This window comes from Leucobacter alluvii (assembly GCF_039530485.1).
Lineage (GTDB): Bacteria > Actinomycetota > Actinomycetes > Actinomycetales > Microbacteriaceae > Leucobacter > Leucobacter alluvii.
Genome location: NZ_BAAAOP010000012.1, coordinates 143,420 through 164,444, shown reverse-complemented (window position 1 = coordinate 164,444; position 21,025 = coordinate 143,420). Strand labels below are relative to the sequence as shown.

The 21,025-nt window shown below is 67.4% G+C and carries 16 protein-coding genes; 11 read left to right on the top strand and 5 right to left on the bottom strand.

The window, feature by feature from the left end; all coding sequences use genetic code 11:
- Positions 1-76: 76 nt before the first annotated feature.
- From ABFX18_RS12005 to ABFX18_RS11985, 5 genes are all read left to right on the top strand, one after another.
- Positions 77-2,056 (top strand): glycosyltransferase family 2 protein, encoded by a 1,980-nt coding sequence (locus ABFX18_RS12005; RefSeq protein ID WP_346058441.1) that lies wholly within the window; start codon positions 77-79, stop codon positions 2,054-2,056.
- Between the two features lie 41 nt (positions 2,057-2,097).
- Positions 2,098-3,297, top strand: a complete 1,200-nt coding sequence (locus ABFX18_RS12000) for an MFS transporter (RefSeq protein WP_346058440.1) — start codon at positions 2,098-2,100, stop codon at positions 3,295-3,297.
- A gap of 176 nt (positions 3,298-3,473) precedes the next feature.
- Entirely contained in the window at positions 3,474-5,075 is a 1,602-nt protein-coding gene (locus tag ABFX18_RS11995) for an ABC-F family ATP-binding cassette domain-containing protein (RefSeq protein WP_346058439.1), read from the top strand.
- Positions 5,076-5,169: 94 nt separating this feature from the next.
- Positions 5,170-5,556, top strand: coding sequence for a DUF1304 domain-containing protein (locus tag ABFX18_RS11990; RefSeq protein ID WP_346058438.1), 387 nt, complete (start codon positions 5,170-5,172; stop codon positions 5,554-5,556).
- 93 nt (positions 5,557-5,649) lie between these two features.
- Positions 5,650-6,111, top strand: coding sequence for a MarR family winged helix-turn-helix transcriptional regulator (locus ABFX18_RS11985; protein ID WP_090147035.1), 462 nt, complete (start codon positions 5,650-5,652; stop codon positions 6,109-6,111).
- On the opposite strand, the gene ABFX18_RS11980 is transcribed toward ABFX18_RS11985, so the two are convergent.
- Together ABFX18_RS11980 and ABFX18_RS11975 are read right to left on the bottom strand one after the other, a co-directional pair.
- Positions 6,108-7,046, bottom strand: coding sequence for a TIGR01777 family oxidoreductase (locus ABFX18_RS11980; protein WP_346058437.1), 939 nt, complete (start codon positions 7,044-7,046; stop codon positions 6,108-6,110). The two genes, ABFX18_RS11985 and ABFX18_RS11980, sit on opposite strands and share 4 nt — an antisense overlap.
- Positions 7,043-9,247 carry an MMPL family transporter gene (locus ABFX18_RS11975; protein ID WP_346058436.1) on the bottom strand — a complete coding sequence of 735 codons (2,205 nt, stop codon included), beginning with the start codon at positions 9,245-9,247 and terminating at the stop codon, positions 7,043-7,045. The genes ABFX18_RS11980 and ABFX18_RS11975 overlap by 4 nt, the downstream gene beginning before the upstream one ends.
- A gap of 150 nt (positions 9,248-9,397) precedes the next feature.
- Between ABFX18_RS11975 and ABFX18_RS11970 the strand changes: the two genes are divergently transcribed.
- Positions 9,398-10,963 carry a protein adenylyltransferase SelO gene (locus ABFX18_RS11970; protein WP_346058435.1) on the top strand — a complete coding sequence of 522 codons (1,566 nt, stop codon included), beginning with the start codon at positions 9,398-9,400 and terminating at the stop codon, positions 10,961-10,963.
- A gap of 114 nt (positions 10,964-11,077) precedes the next feature.
- Here ABFX18_RS11970 and ABFX18_RS11965 read toward each other — a convergent pair whose 3' ends face one another.
- Positions 11,078-11,626, bottom strand: a complete 549-nt coding sequence (locus ABFX18_RS11965) for a type 1 glutamine amidotransferase domain-containing protein (RefSeq protein ID WP_346058434.1) — start codon at positions 11,624-11,626, stop codon at positions 11,078-11,080.
- A gap of 213 nt (positions 11,627-11,839) precedes the next feature.
- Here ABFX18_RS11965 and ABFX18_RS11960 point away from each other — a divergent pair, with 213 nt between their 5' ends.
- The 4 genes from ABFX18_RS11960 to ABFX18_RS11945 all read left to right on the top strand — a co-directional run bounded on the left by ABFX18_RS11960 (position 11,840) and on the right by ABFX18_RS11945 (position 17,570).
- On the top strand, positions 11,840-12,490 hold the full coding sequence (locus ABFX18_RS11960) for an SDR family oxidoreductase (protein WP_211650261.1): 651 nt from the start codon (positions 11,840-11,842) through the stop codon (positions 12,488-12,490).
- Between the two features lie 66 nt (positions 12,491-12,556).
- Positions 12,557-12,979 carry a Fur family transcriptional regulator gene (locus ABFX18_RS11955; protein ID WP_346058433.1) on the top strand — a complete coding sequence of 141 codons (423 nt, stop codon included), beginning with the start codon at positions 12,557-12,559 and terminating at the stop codon, positions 12,977-12,979.
- 67 nt (positions 12,980-13,046) lie between these two features.
- Positions 13,047-14,525 (top strand): catalase, encoded by a 1,479-nt coding sequence (locus ABFX18_RS11950; RefSeq protein ID WP_090147047.1) that lies wholly within the window; start codon positions 13,047-13,049, stop codon positions 14,523-14,525.
- Between the two features lie 459 nt (positions 14,526-14,984).
- A complete protein-coding gene (locus ABFX18_RS11945) occupies positions 14,985-17,570 on the top strand; it encodes a LuxR C-terminal-related transcriptional regulator (RefSeq protein WP_346058432.1) in 2,586 nt (861 codons plus the stop codon).
- Positions 17,571-17,608: 38 nt separating this feature from the next.
- Here ABFX18_RS11945 and ABFX18_RS11940 read toward each other — a convergent pair whose 3' ends face one another.
- Together ABFX18_RS11940 and ABFX18_RS11935 are read right to left on the bottom strand one after the other, a co-directional pair.
- On the bottom strand, positions 17,609-17,956 hold the full coding sequence (locus ABFX18_RS11940) for a DUF7882 family protein (protein WP_346058431.1): 348 nt from the start codon (positions 17,954-17,956) through the stop codon (positions 17,609-17,611).
- 145 nt (positions 17,957-18,101) lie between these two features.
- Positions 18,102-19,217, bottom strand: a complete 1,116-nt coding sequence (locus ABFX18_RS11935) for an AI-2E family transporter (RefSeq protein ID WP_346058430.1) — start codon at positions 19,215-19,217, stop codon at positions 18,102-18,104.
- Between the two features lie 473 nt (positions 19,218-19,690).
- Here ABFX18_RS11935 and ectB point away from each other — a divergent pair, with 473 nt between their 5' ends.
- Entirely contained in the window at positions 19,691-20,956 is a 1,266-nt protein-coding gene (ectB, locus tag ABFX18_RS11930) for a diaminobutyrate--2-oxoglutarate transaminase (RefSeq protein WP_346058429.1), read from the top strand.
- Positions 20,957-21,025 lie beyond the last annotated feature (69 nt).

The window sequence follows — 21,025 nt, the reverse complement described above, 5'->3', positions numbered from 1 at the left end:
AACGCGCGATCAACGCCGGGTGAACAGCGCGTGAGCAGGCCGTTTTTCCTGGTCAGCAGACCATACACTCGGTTCGGTGAGCAGGTGCGTTTCCACTCCTCGGTTCGAGTTCCCTGACGCTGGCTTCGAGCCGGAGGTCACCCCCGGGGCTGACCTCCGCAACGAGATCCCGCGGGGCCGTCGAAGCGCCCGATACCGATTCTTCGAGATGCTGCCGGCGCTCCTCAGCTTCAGCGTGCCTGTGCTGGCGATCCTGCTCTCCTGCATCGATCTCCGTCTCGGCATGCTCTTCGTCATCGCGTTCATCGCGACCACGCTGGTTCGCGCTGTGCGCGGCGGTGTCGACGCGCTTCGCGGGTTTCGGCGTCTGCGCTGCGCCGAACAGATCGACTGGGCTGGCGTTGTGATCGAGACCGAGACCGCGGTCCGGCTTGCGCGCATGCGGCCGACGGGGTCGCTGGAGCGCATCGCCGGGCCAGCGGTTCGACGCCTGCCCGAGCCGTTCGCCGCAGCGCATCGGAGGTTCTTGCGACGGGTGTCGGCTCATCCGGAAGATTTCCCGCTGCCTTCGAGTGTCGTGCATGCGGTCATCGTGGCCGCCTACAACGAGCCGTTCGAGGTGATCGCATCGAGCTTCCGGTCGCTCGCGGCCGCTTCAGGGGCTGAGCGGCTGGTCGTCGTCTTCGCCTATGAAGAGCGGGGCGGTGCAGACGTGCGTGCGAGCGCCATGCGATTGCGCGAGCAGTATGCCGACCGCTTCGCGGGTTTTCTCGCAGTGGAGCATCCAGCCGGCCTCGCTGACGAGATCGCGGGCAAGGGGGCGAACATCACGTATGCCGCCAGGCAGCTCCGCATCTGGTTGCACCGGCGCGAGATCCCGGCTGCCGAGGTCGTCGTCACCACGCTCGATTGCGACAACCGCGTGCACCCGAACTACTTCGAGAACGTCACGTACGCGTTCGTGCTCGACCCCGATCGCGCCCGGCGTTCGTATCAGCCGATTTCGACCTTCGTCAACAATCTCTGGCACGCACCGGCGCCCACGCGAGTCGTGGCGGCCGGCAACACGCTCTGGAACCTCATCTCCACCGTCCGACCGCGCACGTTGCGCAACTTCGCGTCGCATTCGCAACCTCTGAGCGCGCTCATCGGGATGGATTACTGGAGCCGACGCACCATCGTCGAGGACGGACACCAGTACTGGCGCAGTTACTTCCACTTCGACGGACGGTACGGGGTGACCCCCATCCACCTGCCCATCATGCAGGACGCGGTGCTCGGCGCGTCGTTCGCCCGCACCCTGCGCGCCCAGTTCACGCAACTGTGCCGGTGGGCGTACGGGGCATCGGATATCGCCTTCGTCGGAACGCGGCTGTTCGCGAAGGGTCGCAGGGCGCCGTTCCGAACAACCCTCGTCCGATTCGCGACGCTGCTCGACTCGCACGTGACACTCGCGTGCATCGCGCCGATGGTCGCGTTCGGGGCGTGGATTCCGATCATCGTCGGAAGCATCTCGGGCGGAGCGGGGACGCCCCTCGCGATGGTGCTGCGGGAGGCCGGGAGCGCGAGTGCCAACAGTGCGGCGTGGGCCACGCACGCCCTCGGGATCCCGTTCTCCGCAGCCGTGGAAGCCGTGCGGGGATCAGCGTTCGCCGGCCCGAACCCGTTGCAGCACATCGTGGCGACGCCTCCGTTCTCCGTGGCGCAACTCGCCGCTGAACTCCCGGGAATGATCGGCGCGGTGCAGCGCTTCGCTCTCGTCGGAGTCGCGGTGACGGTCGTGCTGACGCTGCTGCTGACTCCCGAGCGACCGCCCGGCGTCTCCCGGTTGCGAGGCTTCGGCATGCTCGCCCAGTGGGTGCTGCTCCCCGTCACGCTCCTCTGCTACAACACCGCGAGCGCCCTGGTGGCGCAGTACCGGCTGCTCATCGGCGCGTACCGCGAGGAGTTCGATGTGACCGAGAAGCGCGCTCCGACGGTCGAGCACGCCGCTCGTGCGACGACTCGAGGCAGCACGAACGGCGCACGGCGCGAAGTTCGATCCGAAAGCGACTAGGCTCGTTCAGTTCGAGCTTGTTCGAACTGAACGGGGGAAGCGTGACCGCTCGAGTTCCTGGCGCAGGCGATCCACTTCGCCGGAGACGATTCGGCTTCGCGCTGTCGATCACGAGCATCACGGCCATGATGGCCGGCGCGAGTGCGCCGTCTCCCTTCTACCCCGTGCTCGCCGAGACGATCGGGTTCTCAGCGCTCGTCACCACGGCGATCTTCGCGGTGTACGCGCTCGCGCTGCTCTGCACGCTGCTCACTGCCGGCTCCCTCTCCGACCACGTCGGCCGACGTCCGGTTGCGAGCGTCGGCCTGCTCTTGCTCGCGGCGAGCATCGTCGTGTTCTGGCACGCGGAATCCGTGCCGCTCTTGGTCATCGCTCGCGTGCTGCAGGGGATCGCGAGTGGCCTGCTGCTCTCGGCCGTCTCCGCAGCGATCACCGACCTCGAATCCCCGAAGCGTCCGGGCTCTGCGGCCGTGTGGAACGCGGTCGCGCCGATGCTGGGGCTCGGAATCGGTGCTCTGGCAGCAGGAATCGCACTCGACGCCGCCGAGAACGCGATGACCGCGATCTTCGGCCCGCTCTCGGCGATCTACGTCGTGCTGGCGGTGCTCTTCCGGTTCGTGCCCGAGACCGCGCCTCGCTCACCGGGCGCCCTGCGGTCCCTCCAGTTCCGGCTCACCGTGCCGGGCGAGATGCGCGTCGAGTTCATGCAGGGCGCACCGGCGATCTTCGCCGGCTGGGCGACCGGCGGCCTGTTCCTCTCGCTCGGGGCGAGCATCGTGCACGTCGAGCTCGGGGGAGAAGCGCACGTCTGGCAAGGGCTCTCGGTCGGCGTGCTCGCGGGGGCCGGCGCCGTCGCCGCATTCCTGCTCCGGAGGCGCTCGGCTCGGGTGATCGCGGTGTACGGCGCGGCTGCGCTCGCGATCGGCACTGCGTGCTCGCTGGTCGCGCTCGCCGCAGGCTCCCTTCCCGGATACCTCGTTGCGGTGGCCATCACCGGTTCGGGGTTCGGCACCGCGTTCTTCGGCGTGGTGAGTTCGCTCGCGCCGCACATTCCCGCGACCCAGCGCGCTGACGTCTTCGCGGTGATCTTCCTCGTCTCATATCTCGCATTCGGGGTGCCCACCGTGCTCGCCGGCTTGCTCGTGCAATTCGTCGGGCTCACCCCGGTGGCCTTCGGGTACGGGGCCGTGGTGATCGTGTTCGCCGGTGTCGCCTGCGTCGTGCGGCTTCGCCGGGGGTAGCGGGAAACGCGCGTTCGGGTAGAATTCCTCACATGGATATCGAGGTCGACAGAACTTCATCCGCCGCCGCACGACGCCGTTGAGCGTCGAGCGGATCAGGTGAGATCCCTCTGTTCCCGCCCCGTTTGCGCGCCGCACCGTTCGGCGGTCGCCGGGTTGACCTGAAATGAGTCTGCATGTCCGCATCATCAGCGATTTCGCTGCATCGACTTTCATACCACTGGCCTGACGGCTCCCCGGCGCTCGTCGACGTCTCGGGAACGTTCCCATCGGGTCGCACCGGCCTGACCGGGAGAAACGGCGCCGGCAAGTCGACCCTGCTCAAGTTGATCGCCGGGACGCTCAAGCCCACCTCCGGCTCCATCTCGGCCGTCGGAGATGTCGCCGCCTTGCCGCAGTTGCTCACGCTGCACCGGGACCAGACGATCGCGGCGCTGCTCGGCATCGAGCGCACACTCGACGGACTTCGCGCCATCGAGTCCGGAGACGTCGACGTGCGCCATTTCGATGCGGTCGGCGACGACTGGGATATCGAATCCCGGGCCGCAGAGGCGCTGGATCGCATCGGCTTCTCGACCGCTGATCTGGACCGCAGCGTGGCGACCGTCTCGGGCGGGGAGGCGATGCTCATCGCGATCACGGGCCTGCGGCTGCGTCGTGCGCCGATCACCCTGCTCGACGAGCCGACGAACAATCTCGATCGGTCGACGCGCGCACGACTGGGAGAGTTCGTGGACGACTGGCCTGGCACGCTGATCGTCGTCAGCCACGATGTCGAACTGCTCGAACGCATGGAGCACACGGCGGAGATTCACGACGGTGCGCTCAGCACGTTCGGCGGGCCGTTCAGCGCATGGCGCGAGCACCGCGAAGTGGAGCAGGCAGCGGCAGAGCAGGCGGCGCGCGCAGCGCAGCAGGCGCTGAAGGTCGAGAAGCGGCAACGCGTCGAGGCGGAGACGAAGCTGGCGCGCCGTGAACGCGCGGGTCGCAAGACGCAGCTGAGCGGTGACATCCCGAAGATCCTCGCCGGCCGCCGGGCGAACAGCGCACAGGTCGCGGCCGGTTCGATGCGCTCGTCGCTCGATGCGTACGTCCGGCCCGCGCAGGCCGCCGTGGACGACGCCGATGCCCGGGTGCGCCGAGATGAACGCGTCTCCGTCGATCTGCCAGACCCCTCGGTGCCCCGGGGGCGTCGCCTCATCGAACTCGACGGCGCCGATCATCCGATCGTGGTGCAGGGCCCAGAGCGAGTCGCACTCGTCGGCGCGAATGGCACGGGCAAGTCGACGCTGCTCGAGCGCCTGGTGCGGGGGAGCAGCGGTGCCGGGCCGACCGGGCGGCTCCTGACGAATCGCTTCGGGTATCTGCCGCAGCGTCTGGATGGGCTCATCGACACGGCGAGTGCGCTCGAGAACGTGCAGGCCGTCGCGCCCGCCACCCCACCTGGAGCCATACGCAACGGTCTCGCGCGACTCCTTCTGCGCGGCTCGAGTGCAGATCGGCCGGTCGGCTCGCTCTCAGGCGGTGAACGGTTCCGGGTGTCGCTCGCGCGCCTCCTGCTCGCAGATCCGCCCGCCGAGGTGCTGATCCTCGATGAGCCGACGAACAACCTCGATCTCGCGAGCATCGGTCAGCTCACCGACGCGCTGAACGCGTATCGCGGGGCGATCCTCATCGTGAGTCATGACATCGCGTTCCTCGACACCCTCCGGATCGACACGGTCATCGAGTTCGACGCGCACGGGGTGCTCCGAGAGCGCCCTGAACTGCCGGCATGATGATCTCGGGCGAGGAGCGATCGCGCCCGCCCCGGCCATCGCCGGTAGTCTGAATTCCGACACACACGGGTCACTGACGGATGAAGGTGCAGTCATGGTCGTATTCGGTTTGGTGCTCGCCGCTCTGGCCGCACTGCTGCACGTCTACATCTTCTGGATGGAATCCGTCACCTGGACGAGCGCGAAGACTCGAGCCACCTTCGGATTGACCGCGGAACAAGCGGAAGCGACGAAGGAGATGGCGTTCAACCAGGGGTTCTACAACCTCTTCCTGGCGCTGATCGCACTGGTCGGAGTCGGCCTCGCGCTCCTCGTCGGCAGGCCTGTCGGGTACGCCCTGGCCTTCGCGGGTACGGGGTCGATGCTCGCGGCCGCGGTCGTGCTGTTCGCGACGTCGCCCGACAAGCGCGGAGCAGCGGTGAAGCAGGGAGCGCTCCCGCTGCTCGCGATCCTCGTACTGCTCTTCGCACTCATCCTCTGACCTGCGGTTCCGCGCGTGCCGGAGGCGGTATTATTCCGATGCGGCGATGTCGTCGCGCCCGGCGATCGGGATGATCAGGAGTGACGGCGAACGATGCATGGCGACGATGAGCGCGACGCCCTCGTGCTCTCCCTGATGCGCGCGGTGCGCGGATTCGGCGACTCCCACGATCGGATGTCGGCGGGCATGAAGCAGGGCATGGCGATGAACGCCAGTGACCTCGCCGCACTGCGCCTCCTCATCATCCGCGAGGAGGAGGGGCGTCCGGTCAGCCCTCGCGATCTCTCGACGCACCTGCGCATCTCGACCGCGTCGACGACGAAGCTGCTGGATCGCCTCAGTGCTTCGGGGCACGTGCGCCGTGCTCCGCATCCGAGCGATCGCCGTGCCAGGGTGATCGAGCTCACGGATGCGGCGCGCCACGAGTTCTTCCGCCGCTTCGCGCCGCAGTTGGTCGCGATGCGGGAGGCGATGACCGGGTTCTCGGTCGAGGAGCTTGCGATCGCGGAGCGCGCCTTTCGGGCGATGGGTGCGGCGATCGACCTCGACGTCTAACGGTCGCGGGTGAGAGCGGCGTCGACGGCCTCTTCGACCGTGCGATGCGTGAACCGGAATCCCGAGCCGAGCAGCACGTCCGGGGTGACGACGGCGTCTGAGAGGAGCAGTGCGTCTGCGGCGTCGCTTCCGAGGGCGAGGCGCAACGCCCACGCCGGGGCGGGCACGACGAACGGGCGGCGCAGTGTTCTCGCGAGCGCGCGCCCGGTGTCGTTGGCCGTGGCGGGTGCGGGGCCCGTCAGGTTCACGGGGCCCGAGACATCGCTGTCGATGAGGTGGCGGATCGCGCGGACCTCGTCGGCGAGCGAGATCCAGGGCCAGTGCTGTCGCCCGCCTCCGAGGGGCCCGCTGATCCCGAGCCGGGTCAGGAGGAGCAGCGGTTTCAGCACCCCGCCCCGGTCGATCAGCGGCGCCGTCCGCAGCAGCACGACGCGGGCCTGTGGCCCGGCTTCGTGCGCCGCATCCTCCCACGCGACGCAGAGCTCGGCGAGGAACGTGCTCCCCGGCGCACTGCGCTCGGTGAGTCGCTCGCGCGGGCGATCGCCGTACAAGCCGACGGCAGAGGCGCTCAGCAGGGTCGGAGCGTCTAGGCCGAGTTCACGGATGGCGCTGGCGATGGTGCGCGTCGGCGCGAGGCGCGATTCGCGCAGCGTCTCCCGATAGCGGCGTGTCCACGGGAGCTTGCCGATACTGGCCCCGTTCAGGCAGATGACGGCCAGGGCGCCCGCGAGCACTGCGGGATCGAGCGGGGTCTCGCCGGGGCGCCACTCGACCTCGTCCGTGCTGCGCGGAGCGCGGCGCACGAGCCGCGTGACGGCGATGCCGTCGGCGCCGAGCGATCGTGCGAGCTCGTCTCCGATCAGGCCGGAGGCGCCGCTGATCACCACCCGCGGTGGGGCGGGTGCGGCCTGGGGTGAGGTGTCGGAGGTCGTCATCGCTCCCCATTCTCCATGCGCGACAGCTTCGAAGGCCACCAGATGGCATTCCCGATGTCGGTTGCGAGGGCGGGAACGAGCAGCGAGCGCACGATGAAGGTGTCGAGCAGCACGCCGAAGGCGACGATGAATGCGATCTGCACGAGGAACAGAATCGGGATGACCGAGAGTGCGGCGAATGTCGCGGCGAGCACCAGGCCGGCGGACGTGATGACCCCGCCGGTGATCGTCAGTCCTCTGAGCACTCCCTCTCGAGTGCCGTGCCGTCGGGATTCCTCGCGCACCCGGGTCATCAGGAAGATGTTGTAGTCGATGCCCAGAGCGACGAGGAAGACGAAGCCGTAGAGCGGGACGGCGGGGTCCGCTCCGGGGAATCCGAATCCGTGGTTGAACACGAGTGCCGCGACGCCGAGCGCTGTGCCGAACGAGAGCACCGTGGTGAGGATCAGCAGGACGGGGGCGAGGATCGAGCGGAGCAGCAGCATGAGGATCACGAGGATCACCGCGAGCACCAGCGGGATGATGAGATTCCGGTCGTGGATCGATGCCTGGTTGGTGTCGACCGCGGTCGCCGTGACGCCGCCGATGAGCGCCGATGTTCCATCGAACTCGGAGCGCAGGCCGGTGATCGTCTCTGCCGCGGCCTCGGAATCGGCCGCGTCTGCGAGGGTCGCCTGCAGCAGCACCTTGCCGTCGCTCACTGTCGCCTCGGGGGCCGGGGTGCCGGGCGGACCGAAGGCCTGGATGCCGTCCTCCGTGACTGTCGCGGTGCCGCTCGGGGAGTCCGCTGCCGTCACTGCGACGCTGTCGACGCCGGTCTGCGCGAGCAGGGTGTCTGCGGTCTCCTGCAGGCGATCCTCATCGACGAGCACGTAAGCCGGGCTGCCGGAGCCGCCGGGGAAGTGCTCGCCGAGGACGGCTTGACCGTCGCGAGCCTCGGACTGCCCGACGACGAGGTCGGACTGCGGTATGCCGGTCGCCTGCAGCTGCGTGACTCCGGCTGCGCCCAGTGCGAGCACGACCGTGGTGATGATCCAGATGGGGCGCGGGTGGCGTCGGATCCACTCGGCGAGCCGGCGCCACATGCCCCGCGTCGGCATGCCGTCCTCTGCCGCGACGACCTCCGGCTCGAACTTCGGGCGCCGGGGCCAGTACGCGGCCCGACCGAATGCGAAGAGCAGCGCCGGGAGCAGTGTGAGCGCTGCGAGCATGGCGAACACGATGCCGATCGCGGCCACGGGCCCGAGCGTGCTGTTCGATTTCAGATCGCTCAGCAACAGGCAGAGCAGTCCGACGATCACCGTTCCGCCCGATGCGAGGATCGGCTCGAACGAGCCCTTGATGGCCGCGATCACGGCGGCTCCGCGATCCTGCGCCACACGCAGCTCCTCGCGGAAGCGCGCGACGAGGAGGAGTGAGTAATCGGTCGCGGCGCCGATCACGAGAATGAAGAGAATGCCCTGAGTCTGGCCGCTCAGCAGCAGCACTCCGGCGTCGGCGAGATGCCAGATGACGAAGAGCGCGACGCAGAGCGCGAACAGGCTCGTGCTGAGCACGATGAGCGGGAGGAGGAGCGACCGGTAGACGATCACGAGAATGACGAGCACTGCGAGGAGCGCCACGAGCAGGAGGATGCCGTCGATGCCGGCGAAGCCGGCTGCGAGATCTGCGGTGAAGCCGGCAGGCCCGGTGACGTGCACATCGACGCCGGGCGGAGCGTCGTCGCGCAGCGTCTCGCCGAGCTCGGCGACGACGTCGGTGACTTCCGCGTCGGCATCGATGGGCACGAAGAGCTGAACGGCTTGTCCGTCCTCCGACGGAATCGCGGGAGAGCTCTCATCGCCGATTCCGCTGAGGGAGGTCGCGTCGCTGGCCGCCGTGTCAATGGCCTGCAGCTGATCGTCGGTGAGTTCGGTTCCGTCGTTCGAGGAGAACACCACGATGGCAGGGATGGAGTCGTCCCCGAGGAAATCGCCCTGCACATCGCGCACCGCGGTGGCATCGGCTGATGAGGGGAGGTACGTCGTCTGGTCGTTGGACGACACCTCGTCGACTTTCCCGAATAGCGGACCACCGGCACCGGCGCCGGCGAACCAGAGCACGATGAGAACGGCGGGCAGGAGGATGCGAAGCCACCGGCGTCGAGGCCGAGGTGCGGCCGGCTGCGCGGCGTGAGCGGGTGACGCGTGGTGTTCAGACATTCTTCTACAATCTCCCAAAGAAAGTATCTAGCTAAGCTAGTGAAACTCTAGCGGGTGTGAAGGGCTTTTGAAGTCGAAATTCGGCGTGCCACGTCTCGGCGCCGCTGTCCAGCCCGTTCCTGATGAGCGCCCGCTCCGTAGACTCGCCACATGCCAGAATCGCCTCGCATCCCGGCCCCTGCTGTTTCGACTGATCCGACGCGCGCGGACAGCGCTCGCGGCGCCGAAACGTCGTTCGATCCCTTGCCGAGCGCAGCCGGCGTCACCCTCGAACATGGGTTCGCATCCCGGCTCCCCGAACTGTCAGTGCCGTGGAACGCGTTCCGCCCCGAATCGCCGCGTATCGTCGTGTGGAACGAAGCCCTGGCAGAAGAACTCGGCATCGATGCGCACCGCTTCACCGGGAATTCCCTCGTCCGCTTCCTCCTCGGGAATGCGCTGCCAGAAGGAAGTGAGCCCGTCGCTCAGGCGTACGCCGGGCACCAGTTCGGCGCGTACTCGCCCCGCTTGGGCGACGGTCGCGCGCTGCTGCTCGGGGAGATCCGCGATCCGGCGGGGCGGCTGCGCGATCTGCACCTCAAAGGATCGGGACGCACGCCCTTCGCGCGGGCGGACGGATTCGCCGCGCTGGGGCCGATGCTTCGGGAATACCTCATGGGTGAGGCGATGGCGGCGCTCGGCGTGCCGACGACCCGCGCGCTCGGCGTGGTCGCCACGGGGAGGAGCGTTCCGCGCGACGGCGAGTTGCTCGAAGGGGCGGTGCTGACGCGTGTGGCGAGCAGCCACCTCAGAGTCGGGAGTTTCCAGTTCGCGCGCGCGCAGGGCGACGCAGCCCTGCTGGCCCGCCTCGCCGACTACGCGGTCGAGCGGCACGCGCCGGCGCTCTCGGGGGAGCCCGATCGCTACGCCGGATTGCTGGACGCGGTCGTCGCTGCGCAGGCGCGGCTCGTCGCGCACTGGGTGCTCGTCGGATTCGTGCACGGCGTGATGAACACCGACAACATGACGATCTCCGGCGAGACGATCGATTACGGTCCGTGCGCGTTCATCGACGCGTTCGACCCGGCGGCCGCATTCAGCTCGATCGACCACCAGCGTCGGTACGCGTACGGCAATCAGCCGTCGATCGCTCTGTGGAACCTGACGCGCTTCGCCGAGACGCTCCTTCCCCTCCTCGCGCCAGATGTCGAAGCCGCGAAAGCGGTCGCCGTCGCATCGCTCGACCGTTTCGGGGCGGTGTACAACGACGCCTGGATGGAGGGTATGCGGGCCAAGCTGGGATTGGCGGGTTCCGCAGGGCGCGCGGCCGTCGACGACGGCGCGCTCGCGGAACTGACCGCCGACATGCTCACCGATCTGCAGCGGCATCGCATCGATTACACGAGCTTCTTCCGGGCGCTCGCGCGAGCCGGCTCGGGCGATACCACCGCACTCGACGACGTGCTCCCGCATACCAAGGGGGCAGGGGGCTGGGTCGATCGCTGGCTCCAGGCCGCACCCGATCCCGCTGCGATGGATCAGGTCAATCCGATCTACATCCCTCGCAACCACCTCGTCGAGGAGGCTCTCGAGGCTGCGTCCGAGGGGGGCATGGAGCCCTTCTCACACCTGCTCTCGATGCTGGAGCGCCCGTACACCGTGCGAGAGGGCTTCGAGCGGTTCGAGCGTCCGGCGCCGGTGGGTGGCCCGGCGCACGTGACGTTCTGCGGCACCTGATCCCCGCGGCTGGCAGCCCTCCGCAGGCAACATGCAGCGATGCCGCCCGCGACCGTTGCGCTCTTGGAGGAGCCCGGTGCTGGCGGCATCGCTGTGCGGTGCAGAGCCTGCGGCCTACGCCGTCTGGCCGGGATGCTCTCCCTCGCCGATCTCCTCGACCAGCTTGGCGTTGAAGGCGGGCAGATCATCGGGAGTGCGGCTCGTCACGAGTCCCTGATCCACGACGACCTCCTCATCGACCCAGGTCGCTCCTGCGTTCTGGAGGTCGGTGCGCAGGCTCGCGTACGAGGTGACGGTGCGGCCCTTGAGTACATCGGCATCGGCGAGAATCCAACCGCCGTGGCAGATCGCGCCGACGGGCTTGTGCTGCGCGAAGAAGTCCTTGGTGAAGGCGACCGCATCGGCATCGAGCCGGATCTGGTCGCCGTTTACGACGCCGCCTGGCAGCACGAGCGCATCGAACTCACTCGCCTTCGCGTCGGCCGAGGTGAGCGAGACCTCCTGCTCATGGCCGTTCTTGCCGGTGATCGAACCGGTCTTCGTGGACACCACGATGACCTCCGCGCCGTGCTCCTGCACTGCGGAGATGGGTTCCGTGAGCTCTGAGTCTTCGAAGCCGTCGGTTGCCAGAACCGCTACGCGCTTGCCGGTGAGATGTGACATGAATAAACCTCCTGGGTTCGGGAGTTCGTCGTCCGTCGAGACCCGGTTTCCGGGCCGACGTCTCGAGCCTCCCGCATCTCGGTCGAGCCCGGCACCCCGTTGCACGCGGCCGAACAGGGCGCTAGACGCGCGCAGACCGTGCGCTTACGGCGGGCGCTGCCACCGGTTCCGCTCCTGGAGAAACCGTGTGCCGGCGAGCGTAGTGTGGGGACCATGGCAAGCATCATTATTTTCGGCGGACACGGCAAGATCGCGCTTCTGACGGAGCCGCTCCTCGCGGAGCGAGGCGACGCGGTGACGGCGGTGATACGCAATCCGGATCAGGCGGAGGACGTGCGCGCTGCCGGCGCCGAGCCGCGGGTCGCCGACATCGAGCACCTCGACGTGGACGCGCTCGTCGACGTCGTCCGGGGCCATGACGCGGTGGTGTGGTCGGCCGGGGCCGGGGGCGGCGACGCCGCGCGCACCATGGCCGTTGACCGGGATGCGGCGATCCGCACGATGGATGCCGCGGCTCGCGCTGGAGTGCCGCGTTACGTGATGGTGTCCTACTTCGGCGCGTCTCGCGACCACGGCGTCGACCCGGAGAACGCCTTCTACACCTACGCGGAGGCGAAGTCCCAGGCTGACGAGCATCTCCGGGAGTCTGAACTGGACTGGACCGTGCTCGGACCGAGCGGTCTTACGCTCGATCCGCCGGCGGGCGCCATTGACGTCGACGCCGAGAATGGCGAGACGGTGGCACGAGCCGACGTCGCCGCGACGATCGCTGCAGTGCTGGCCGATGACACGACCATTCGCCGCACGATCCGCTTCAATACCGGAACAACTCCCATCGCCGAGGCCGTTCGAGACCGTTCCTGACCGCGAACCGCGCGACACGCGACCCTTTATTTGAATAACTCAAAACAGGCGCGTAGGGTGATCGGTATGGAGACGAGCACAGAGGAAGCGCTGCGCGGCGTCGGTCTGCGAGCGACCGCAGGCCGCCTGGCCGTGCTCGATGCGCTCGCCTCCATGCCTCACTCGGGCGCGGATCATGTGTTCCGAGTGGTCGCGAGTGCGCTGCCGACGACATCGATCCAGTCAGTGCACAACATCCTGGCGGACCTGACCGCGGCGGGGCTGACCCGACGCGTGGAGCCGGCAGGATCCGCGGCGCTCTATGAGCGGCGCGTGAACGACAACCATCATCACGTCGTGTGCTCCCAGTGCGGAGCCATCGCCGACGTCGATTGCGTCGTCGGTCACACGCCGTGCCTCTCCCCGTCGGAGACGGGGGGCTTCACCGTACAGACCGCCGAGGTGACGTTCTGGGGCATCTGCCCCGGCTGCGCCGCCTCGGCCGCATAGTCGAATACGCAGGATCGCCTCGAGTTCGGGGCACCGTTCGTCATGCGCGAAACTCCCGAGGAGCAACATGAGTACACCCGACACCACGACCCAAACCGGAACGCCTGTCGCGAGCGACGAGCACTCGCTCGCCGCAGGGCGAGACGGCGCGATCGCTCTGCATGATCGCTACCTCGTCGAGAAGCTCGCGCAGTTCAACCGGGAGCGCATCCCGGAGCGCATCGTGCATGCGAAGGGAGGCGGCGCGTTCGGCGAGTTCGTCGTCACCGGCGACGTCTCGGCCTACACGCGTGCCGCGCTGTTCCAGCCGGGCGCCCGAACGGAGACCGTGCAGCGCTTCTCCTCGGTCGCGGGTGAGCAGGGATCGCCGGATACGTGGCGCGACGTTCGCGGCTTCTCAGTGAAGTTCTACACGTCGGAGGGCAATTACGACATCGTCGGGAACAACACTCCGGTGTTCTTCATCCGCGACGGCATCAAGTTCCCCGACTTCATCCACTCGCAGAAGCGCCTCCCCGGCTCGGGCCTGCGCGACGCCGATATGCAGTGGGACTTCTGGACGCTCTCGCCGGAGTCGGCTCATCAGGTCACCTACCTCATGGGAGACCGCGGTCTGCCGCGCTCCTGGCGCCACATGCCGGGCTTCGGCTCGCACACCTACCAGTGGATCAACGCGGCCGGCGAGCGCTTCTGGGTCAAGTACCACTTCGAGGCGCTGCAGGGCAATGTCGAGATGTCGAGCGAGGAGGCCGAGGCGATCGCCGGCGCAGATGCCGACTACTACCGCAGGGACCTGTTCGACGCGATCGAGCGCGGTGAGTTCCCGTCCTGGAAGGTGTCGGTCCAGGTGATGCCGTACGAGGAAGCGAAGACGTACCGGTTCAACCCGTTCGATCTCACCAAGGTGTGGCCGCACGCGGACTACCCGTTGATCGAGGTCGGCGTGCACACGCTCAACCGCAACCCGGAGAACTTCTTCGCCCAGATCGAGCAGGCCGCCTTCTCGCCGGCGAACACCGTGCCCGGCATCGACATCAGCCCCGATCGCATGCTGCAGGCTCGTGTCTTCTCGTACCCCGACGCGCAGCGGTACCGCGTCGGCACGAACTACAACCAGATCCCGGTGAACGCCCCGATCGCCCCGGTGGCCAACTACTCGCAGGATGGCGCGCAGCGCCACGGCTTCAACTCGCCGAGCACGCCGGTCTACGCCCCCAACTCGAAGGGCGGACCGCGTGCAGATGCGGCTGCTGCTGGCGTCGGATCATGGGAATCTGACGGCGAGCTCGTGCGCACGGCGGCGACGCTGCACGCGGAGGACGACGATTTCGGCCAGGCCGGCACGCTGTACCGCGAGGTGTTCGACGCTGCAGCTCGAGCGCGCTTCCTCGAAACCATCACCGGTGCGGTCGGCGGTGTGCAGAGCCCCGAAATTCGGGAGCGGGCGATCGGATACTGGAGCCAGGTCGACGCCGAGCTCGGCGCTGCCCTGCGTCGCAACTTGGAGGCTGGAGTCGAGGCGGTAGCGGCGACGGTCGACGCCTGATTCTGCGACGGTGACGCGCTGGCGCTCGTAGTCAGCGCGCCTCACGGGCCGGCGAGAGGACTCCTCTCGCCGGCCTTCGTCGTCCTCCCTCCTTGCGCAACGAGGGAGCACTCCCAGTACTTCCCGCACGGCTTCAGTACTGCATCGGCTGAGCCGGCTACCTATCGACCGGTTGCTTCGCGCGTGAAACATTCCGTCTGACGCTGGAACTCAGCGCTATTGCGCGGGCGCCCGTCTTCGGAACCATAGGCTTCAATTTCGCCTAGGGAACGTAGGGGGAGTCATGCACGCCAGTCGCACGAGACATTCACGGATCACATCGCGATCGTTCCGCTGGCTCGCCCCCGTCCTCGGCATGCACTCGAATTTCAACTTCGATGTTCTCCCTCACGCCGGAGACCGCTCGCGTGTTACCGTTGGCCGCGGACGGTGTGGTCGATGAGGAGAGGGGATCTCCCGGTGAAAGGTCGAGATCGCAGCCTCGCGAAGGCGCAGAGCCTGGTCGAGAACGGCTTGAGCGTGGACATCGTCGGCAGCAGGGGGAGTGGGCGCACGGCGTTCATGGAGGCCCTCGCGACGAGGCTCGAAGACGCCGGATGGACGGTGCATCGCATTCGCGGGGTCGCCTCGCTCAAGCAGAACCCATTTGCGGCGATCGCGCTGTCCGGCATCGCCGAGTTGTCGCCGACGCGACGCATCGATGCGGTCATCGAAGACGTCGGGCGCCAGCTGACCGAGCAGGTCGCGAACGCGCGAAGCGCGTACTTCCTGGACGACTGGGACGACCTCGACGAGGTCTCGTGGGGCGTGATCGAATACGTGCGGCGCACGACCGGGGTGCCCATCGTCATCTCTCGCCTGCAGGGTCTCCGAGCCCGGCACACTCCGAGCGGGCTTCCGGCTTCGACGCTGTCGCCGACGTACGTCATCGACATGCTCCCACTGCGATTCGAAGATCTCGACGCGGTCATGAGTGAATACCTCGGTGCCGACATCGAACCCGGGACCTCGAGACGTCTCTACACGAAGACCGGCGGCAACGTGGGGCTCGCGCTTTCCCTGGTCGACGTGACCGTGCGCGAGAACCGCTTGGTGCAGATCGATGGTCGGCTCTGGACCGCGACCGGTGAGCTGTGGAGCCCAGCGCTCCGCGCCGTCATGGAGATGCACCTGGAGAGCCTCGACGCGGCATCTCGAGATGCTCTGGAGACCATCGCGATGGTGGGTCTTGCCGACGTCGAGACGGTGCGCACGCTCGTGGACTGGTCGACGCTCGAGGTGCTCGAGGAACGGGCGATGATCGCCTTCGCGCAGGGGACGCGGAACAACTACGTCTCCGTCGTGCCGCCGCTGTTCACCAGCTACTTCAGGCATGACCCGCTGTCAGCGCGACGCATCCGGCTGACGGAGAAGATTCTCTCAGCCCTCGGAAGTGCGTCGCTCAATTTCGAGCTCGAGCGCACCTGGAACGACCTGGACGGCGCCGGCGAGAAACAGGACGCCCTTTTCGCCGGAATGCTGCGCGAATCACTCAAGACCCGGCAGCTCGTGGCGGGGTACGAGTGGGAGAAGAACGCAGACGTTCACACCGCGAACGCATACGTCGACATCCTGACGCAGGCCGGAATGGCCGCCTCAGAGCCGAGCATCGCGCGAGTGTTCGCCGAGACCGATGAGAGAAGCGGCGATATCGCGGCCAGGGCCGAGTACTGTTCCCGCCGGGCGGATTGGCTCGCCTACAACCGTGGTCAGATCGATGAAGCCCTCGTGTACCTGGACGCGCACGCCCGCGAACTCGCCAGCTACGGCAGGATGCTCGACGCGAAGCGCATCAGCATCCTCGCCGATTTCCGGTCCGTTCCCGACGGCTTCGAGATCGTACTCGAAGTCACCGATGACCTGCCGGTGCCGGTGCAGACCGCGCTCCTCGAAACGCAGCTCCGCGTCCTGATCATCGCCGGTCGACTGTCAGACGGAAATCGCGTGTACGACGAACTTCGTCGCCTCGATCCACAGGGTGAACGCGCCGCGGCTCGCTCGGTGCAGGGCATCAGCCTGCTCGCGCAGGGGGCGTACGAAGCCGGAAGTCGAGATCTGAACAACGGGCTCGACGAGGCGCGTGGAAACCTCGACGTGCACTCGTTTCGCACCTTCGCCGGTGCTGTCGCGTTCTCGCATCTGCACAGCGGCGATATGCGGGCGCATGGAGAGCTCCTGGACGTCGCGCTCTCGACGGGTGAGCTCGCTCCGCTGCCGCCGGGAAGCCGCGCCACCGTTCTCATCTCGGCCTGCATCCTCGCGGCGGCGCGCGGCCAGGTGGCGCTCTGCACGAAGTACGCTGATCTCTTGCGGTCGGGGCATACCGAAGATCTTGCGCTGCCGATGCAGAGCCCGGCCTGGGCCGAAGCGCAGGTCAAGATACTCGACGGCGACGCCGAGAGCGCGGCCAATGCGCTGTGGGAAGCGTCGACAGCGCTGCGCGATCGCGGGGCGGTGTTCGCTGCGCAGATCGGCATGCTCGCCTCGCTGGAGATGAAGATGGACGCCGATCGCCTCGCTGAGGCGCTGCACCTGCTCGATCAGCACCCCGAGGCGGTGGTGCTCGCAGCGCAGGGGCGGTATCTCGAGGCAGGCTTGCAGGGCGACGCCGATGCCATGCTCGAAGCCGCACGCGCTCTCGAGCGGTACCGCCGAACCGGCATGGCGCTGGCCGCCTACGGCCGGGCCGCTGAGCTGTTCGCCGACGAGCAGCGGCTCGAGCGTCGCGACGAAGCCTTGGGAGACGAACGGAAGTTTCGGGCGAGGTTCAGCGGCCGGGTCTTCAACACCACCCGGTTTGGCGGCATGGGCATGGCCCTCTCCAAGCGGGAGAAAGAAGTCGCGACGCTCGCGGTGAACGGCCTCAGCAACCACGAGATCGCGTCGCGATTGGTGGTCAGCGTCCGCACCGTGGACAGCCACATGTATCGAATCATGCGCAAGCTGGGCGTGACGAGTCGAGACTCGCTCGAGGCGAAACTCGGTGCCAGCGCACTCCTGAACTGACGGGTCCCACCGATGCGGCACCGCTGCCCCGTGAGTGCCTACCGATGCTCGCGCAGGTTCCCCGGGTACTGGTTCCCTTCCGCTTCCGCGAGCGAGCCATCCTCCTTGGTCACGAGGAGACCCGTGGTGGCATTGGCGGATTCACCGAGACGCAGGAGCCAGTCCTTGTTGATTTCGGGAACGCGACTTCCCAAGAACTTGAACGTGATGGAGACGTCCGGCGAGAGCCAGATCGAACTCCGCCCGTCCCCGGCGTTCGCGCTGTCCTTCCACGACATGAGGAAAGACTCTTCGCGCATGAGTTTCTGCACGATGACGATCTGCAGGTGGGAGAGGAGTCGATCCTCGAAGTGGGTCGTGAGTCCGTCGTAGCGTATCGATCCCATACCAGCTCCTGAATTCACCTCAGGTAGCGGAGGAAGGTCCCCTGACAAGAAATGCCCAAGTCGTCTCAGTCAAACGCAGTCGGACATTTTCCAGCACCCCTTGACAACCCAGGCGAAGGCGCGATCGCTGCGTGCTGCGCGCGCATCAGGACGGCGCGGGCCCCGGATCGCCGTCCCTTCCCCGCCCGTTCGCGCGCGGAGCCCGCACGATTCCCTGCGCCTGCCGCGCAATCGCGATCAGCGGAGGCCCGAGCACCATTCCGAGGACACCGGCGACGGTGCCCCCGACGAGCGTGGCGAGCAGCACCGCTGCAGGGTGGAGCCGCAACGTCGCGCCGAGGGCCCACGAACTCACGATGCTCTGGACAGTGCCGTTGGAGACCACCAGGCTCGCTCCGACGATCAGCGCGGCGAAGGCGCCACCCGATCCGAACGCCACCAGCACGGCGAACGCGCCGGTGATCCAGGCTCCGATGTACGGGATGAAGGAGAGTGCGAAGTACAGGATGGTGATGGGTACGAGCAGCGGCACTCTGAGCAGGAGCAACGGCACGATGAAGATCGGGGCGGTGATGAGAGCGGTGACCGCCACGCCCTTGAAGTACTGACGGAGCGAACGGCGTGTGATGCCGTCGAGTTCGATCACGATGCGTTCCCGAACGCCCGTCCGCCGTGCAAGCCACACGGGGAACACGCTGCTGTCGCGCAGCGTGAAGAACAGGAAGAACAGGGCGAGGAACGTGCTCACGACGAAGGTGACCAATCCGTAGAACGCGCTCGTGAACACTCCGAGCAGTCCGAACCCGAGCTGCGGCAAGGAGTGATTCGCCGACTCGCGCACCTGGTTCATCCACGAGGCGTCGATACCGGACGATCTCAGGGTCGCGAGGAGACGACGCCAGCTCTCCCACAGCTGCTGAGAGATCTCGGGCAGCTGCTGGGTGAAGCCGAGGAAGATCACGAAGCCGAGGCCCACAGCGACGGTGACGGCGGCCAGAAGGGTGATGGCAGCCGCCGCAGAAGCCGGGAGCCGAAGACGCCGCAACGCGACCATCATGGGTTCGAAGACTGCGCCGAGGACCACCGCGATCAGCAGCGGCACCAGAATGCCGCCGAGTGCACTGATTCCGCACGCGATCGCGAGGGCGAGGAGGATCGCGCCGAGGGCCGCCCAACTGAACGTCCCAAGACGCTGCACTCGCTCAGACAGCGTCGCACGAGCGGGGACCGCATCGTCGTTGCCCGAGCCGAATGAGAGCATTCTGCATGATAACCCGCGACACGGACGATGCGCAGACACGCCAGGCGGATGCTGTCGAAGGACTCGACGAATGCGGAGCCCACCGCTCCGGATACTGCAAAGCAGGCCTGCGCTCCGGGTTGTGCCGGCACTGGCGTCTCATGAGAGCACCGGCGAGCGAGTATTGCAGTGCAGCACATGCTCGCAGGACCACCCACCCCCCCCCCTAGCGACTGGGAGCATGCAGCTGCCGAGGTGTCCTGCACCTCGCTGGAGGATTGGCCGCTCGAGAACCTCGGTTCACGCCCGTACGCGAAGACGCGGCCAATCCTCCACTCATTTCAGAGGTTCGTACCTCTCGCCGCCCGCCTGGCCCGCAGAGCCCGGGAAACCGCCTATCCTCGGTAGGAAGAGATCGGCGCTTCACCCCGCGCCGGATCGAGGCCGGCGCGGTATCCCCGCGCATCGCGAAGGTAGAAGAGAGAGCTGGATCCATGAGCGACCTTGCAGTGTTCGATCAGTACGAGTCCGAGGTGCGCGGGTACATTCGTTCATTCCCCGTCGTCTTCGAACGCGCGCAGGGTTCGGTGCTCACCGCAGAAGACGGCCGCGAGTACCTCGACTTCTTCAGCGGCGCCGGCGTCGTCAACTACGGGCACAACAATCCGGCGTTCACGCGTGCGCTGGTCGAGTACCTGCAGAGCGGTGGGATCATCCACGGCCTCGATATGGCGACATCCGCCAAACGCGACTTCATCGAAGCGTTCCAGCGTCTGGTGCTCGCACCGCGCGGCCTCGACTACAAGATCCAGTTCACCGGCCCGACGGGGGCGAACGCGGTGGAATCAGCGCTGAAGCTCGCGCGCCAGGCGACCGGGCGACAGAATGTGGTGGCCTTCACCAACGGCTTCCACGGCCTCAGCCTCGGTGCGCTCGCCGCCACCGGGAACGAGAAGTACCGTGCAGCGGGCGGTGTCTCGCTCGGCGACGTCGCACGACTGCCGTACGACGGGTACCTGGGCGGCGGCATCGACACCCTCGACCTGCTCGAGCGCATGCTCGACGATCCGGGGTCGGGTCTCGACCTCCCCGCTGCGGTGATCGTCGAGACCATTCAGGGGGAGGGCGGCATCAACGTCGCACGTGCCGAGTGGTTGCAGCGTCTCCGCGCGATCACCGAGGAGCGCAGCATTCTGCTCATCGTCGACGACATCCAGTCGGGCGTCGGGCGCAGCGGTGCGTTCTTCAGCTTCGAGCAGGCGGGCATCGTGCCCGACCTCGTCACCGTGTCGAAGTCGATCTCGGCGTCGGGCCTGCCGATGGCGATCCTGCTGATGCGGCCGGAGATCGACGTCTGGAAGCCGGGCGCCCACACCGGCACGTTCCGCGGGAACAATCTCGCCTTCGTCTCTGCACGCGTTGCTCTGGAAACGTACTGGGCCGACACCGCCTTCACCGATGCGATCGCCGAGCGCGAGACGCAACTGCGCGCAGCGCTGGAACGCATCGCCGAGGAATTCCCGGCCGCCGGGTTCACCGTGCGCGGCCGCGGGCTGATGTACGGCCTCGCGTCGCCGTCTCGACCTCAGCTCGCCGGTGCCGTCTCCCAGGAGGCGTTCGCTCGGGGCGTGGTCATCGAGACGTCCGGTGCCCGAGACGAGGTGCTCAAGTTCCTGCCGGCGCTCACCATCACCGCGGAGGAGCTCGACCGCGGCATCGCCCGGGTGCGCGAAGCGCTCGCCGCGGCCCTCGCGGTCTGAAGCGGGACGAGCACTGGACTCGCTCCAGGCGCAGGCCGTCGGGGCGCATAACGGAGAGCACGATTCGAT

Coding starts and splice junctions, on each gene's coding strand:
- ABFX18_RS11995 (WP_346058439.1), top strand. CDS start 3,474: ATGTCCGCATCATCAGCGATTTCGCTGCATCGACTTTCATACCACTGG.
- ABFX18_RS11990 (WP_346058438.1), top strand. CDS start 5,170: ATGGTCGTATTCGGTTTGGTGCTCGCCGCTCTGGCCGCACTGCTGCAC.
- ABFX18_RS11985 (WP_090147035.1), top strand. CDS start 5,650: ATGCATGGCGACGATGAGCGCGACGCCCTCGTGCTCTCCCTGATGCGC.
- ABFX18_RS11980 (WP_346058437.1), bottom strand. CDS start 7,046: ATGACGACCTCCGACACCTCACCCCAGGCCGCACCCGCCCCACCGCGG.
- ABFX18_RS11975 (WP_346058436.1), bottom strand. CDS start 9,247: ATGTCTGAACACCACGCGTCACCCGCTCACGCCGCGCAGCCGGCCGCA.
- ABFX18_RS11970 (WP_346058435.1), top strand. CDS start 9,398: ATGCCAGAATCGCCTCGCATCCCGGCCCCTGCTGTTTCGACTGATCCG.
- ABFX18_RS11965 (WP_346058434.1), bottom strand. CDS start 11,626: ATGTCACATCTCACCGGCAAGCGCGTAGCGGTTCTGGCAACCGACGGC.
- ABFX18_RS11960 (WP_211650261.1), top strand. CDS start 11,840: ATGGCAAGCATCATTATTTTCGGCGGACACGGCAAGATCGCGCTTCTG.
- ABFX18_RS11955 (WP_346058433.1), top strand. CDS start 12,557: ATGGAGACGAGCACAGAGGAAGCGCTGCGCGGCGTCGGTCTGCGAGCG.
- ABFX18_RS11950 (WP_090147047.1), top strand. CDS start 13,047: ATGAGTACACCCGACACCACGACCCAAACCGGAACGCCTGTCGCGAGC.
- ABFX18_RS11940 (WP_346058431.1), bottom strand. CDS start 17,956: ATGGGATCGATACGCTACGACGGACTCACGACCCACTTCGAGGATCGA.
- ABFX18_RS11935 (WP_346058430.1), bottom strand. CDS start 19,217: ATGCTCTCATTCGGCTCGGGCAACGACGATGCGGTCCCCGCTCGTGCG.
- ectB (WP_346058429.1), top strand. CDS start 19,691: ATGAGCGACCTTGCAGTGTTCGATCAGTACGAGTCCGAGGTGCGCGGG.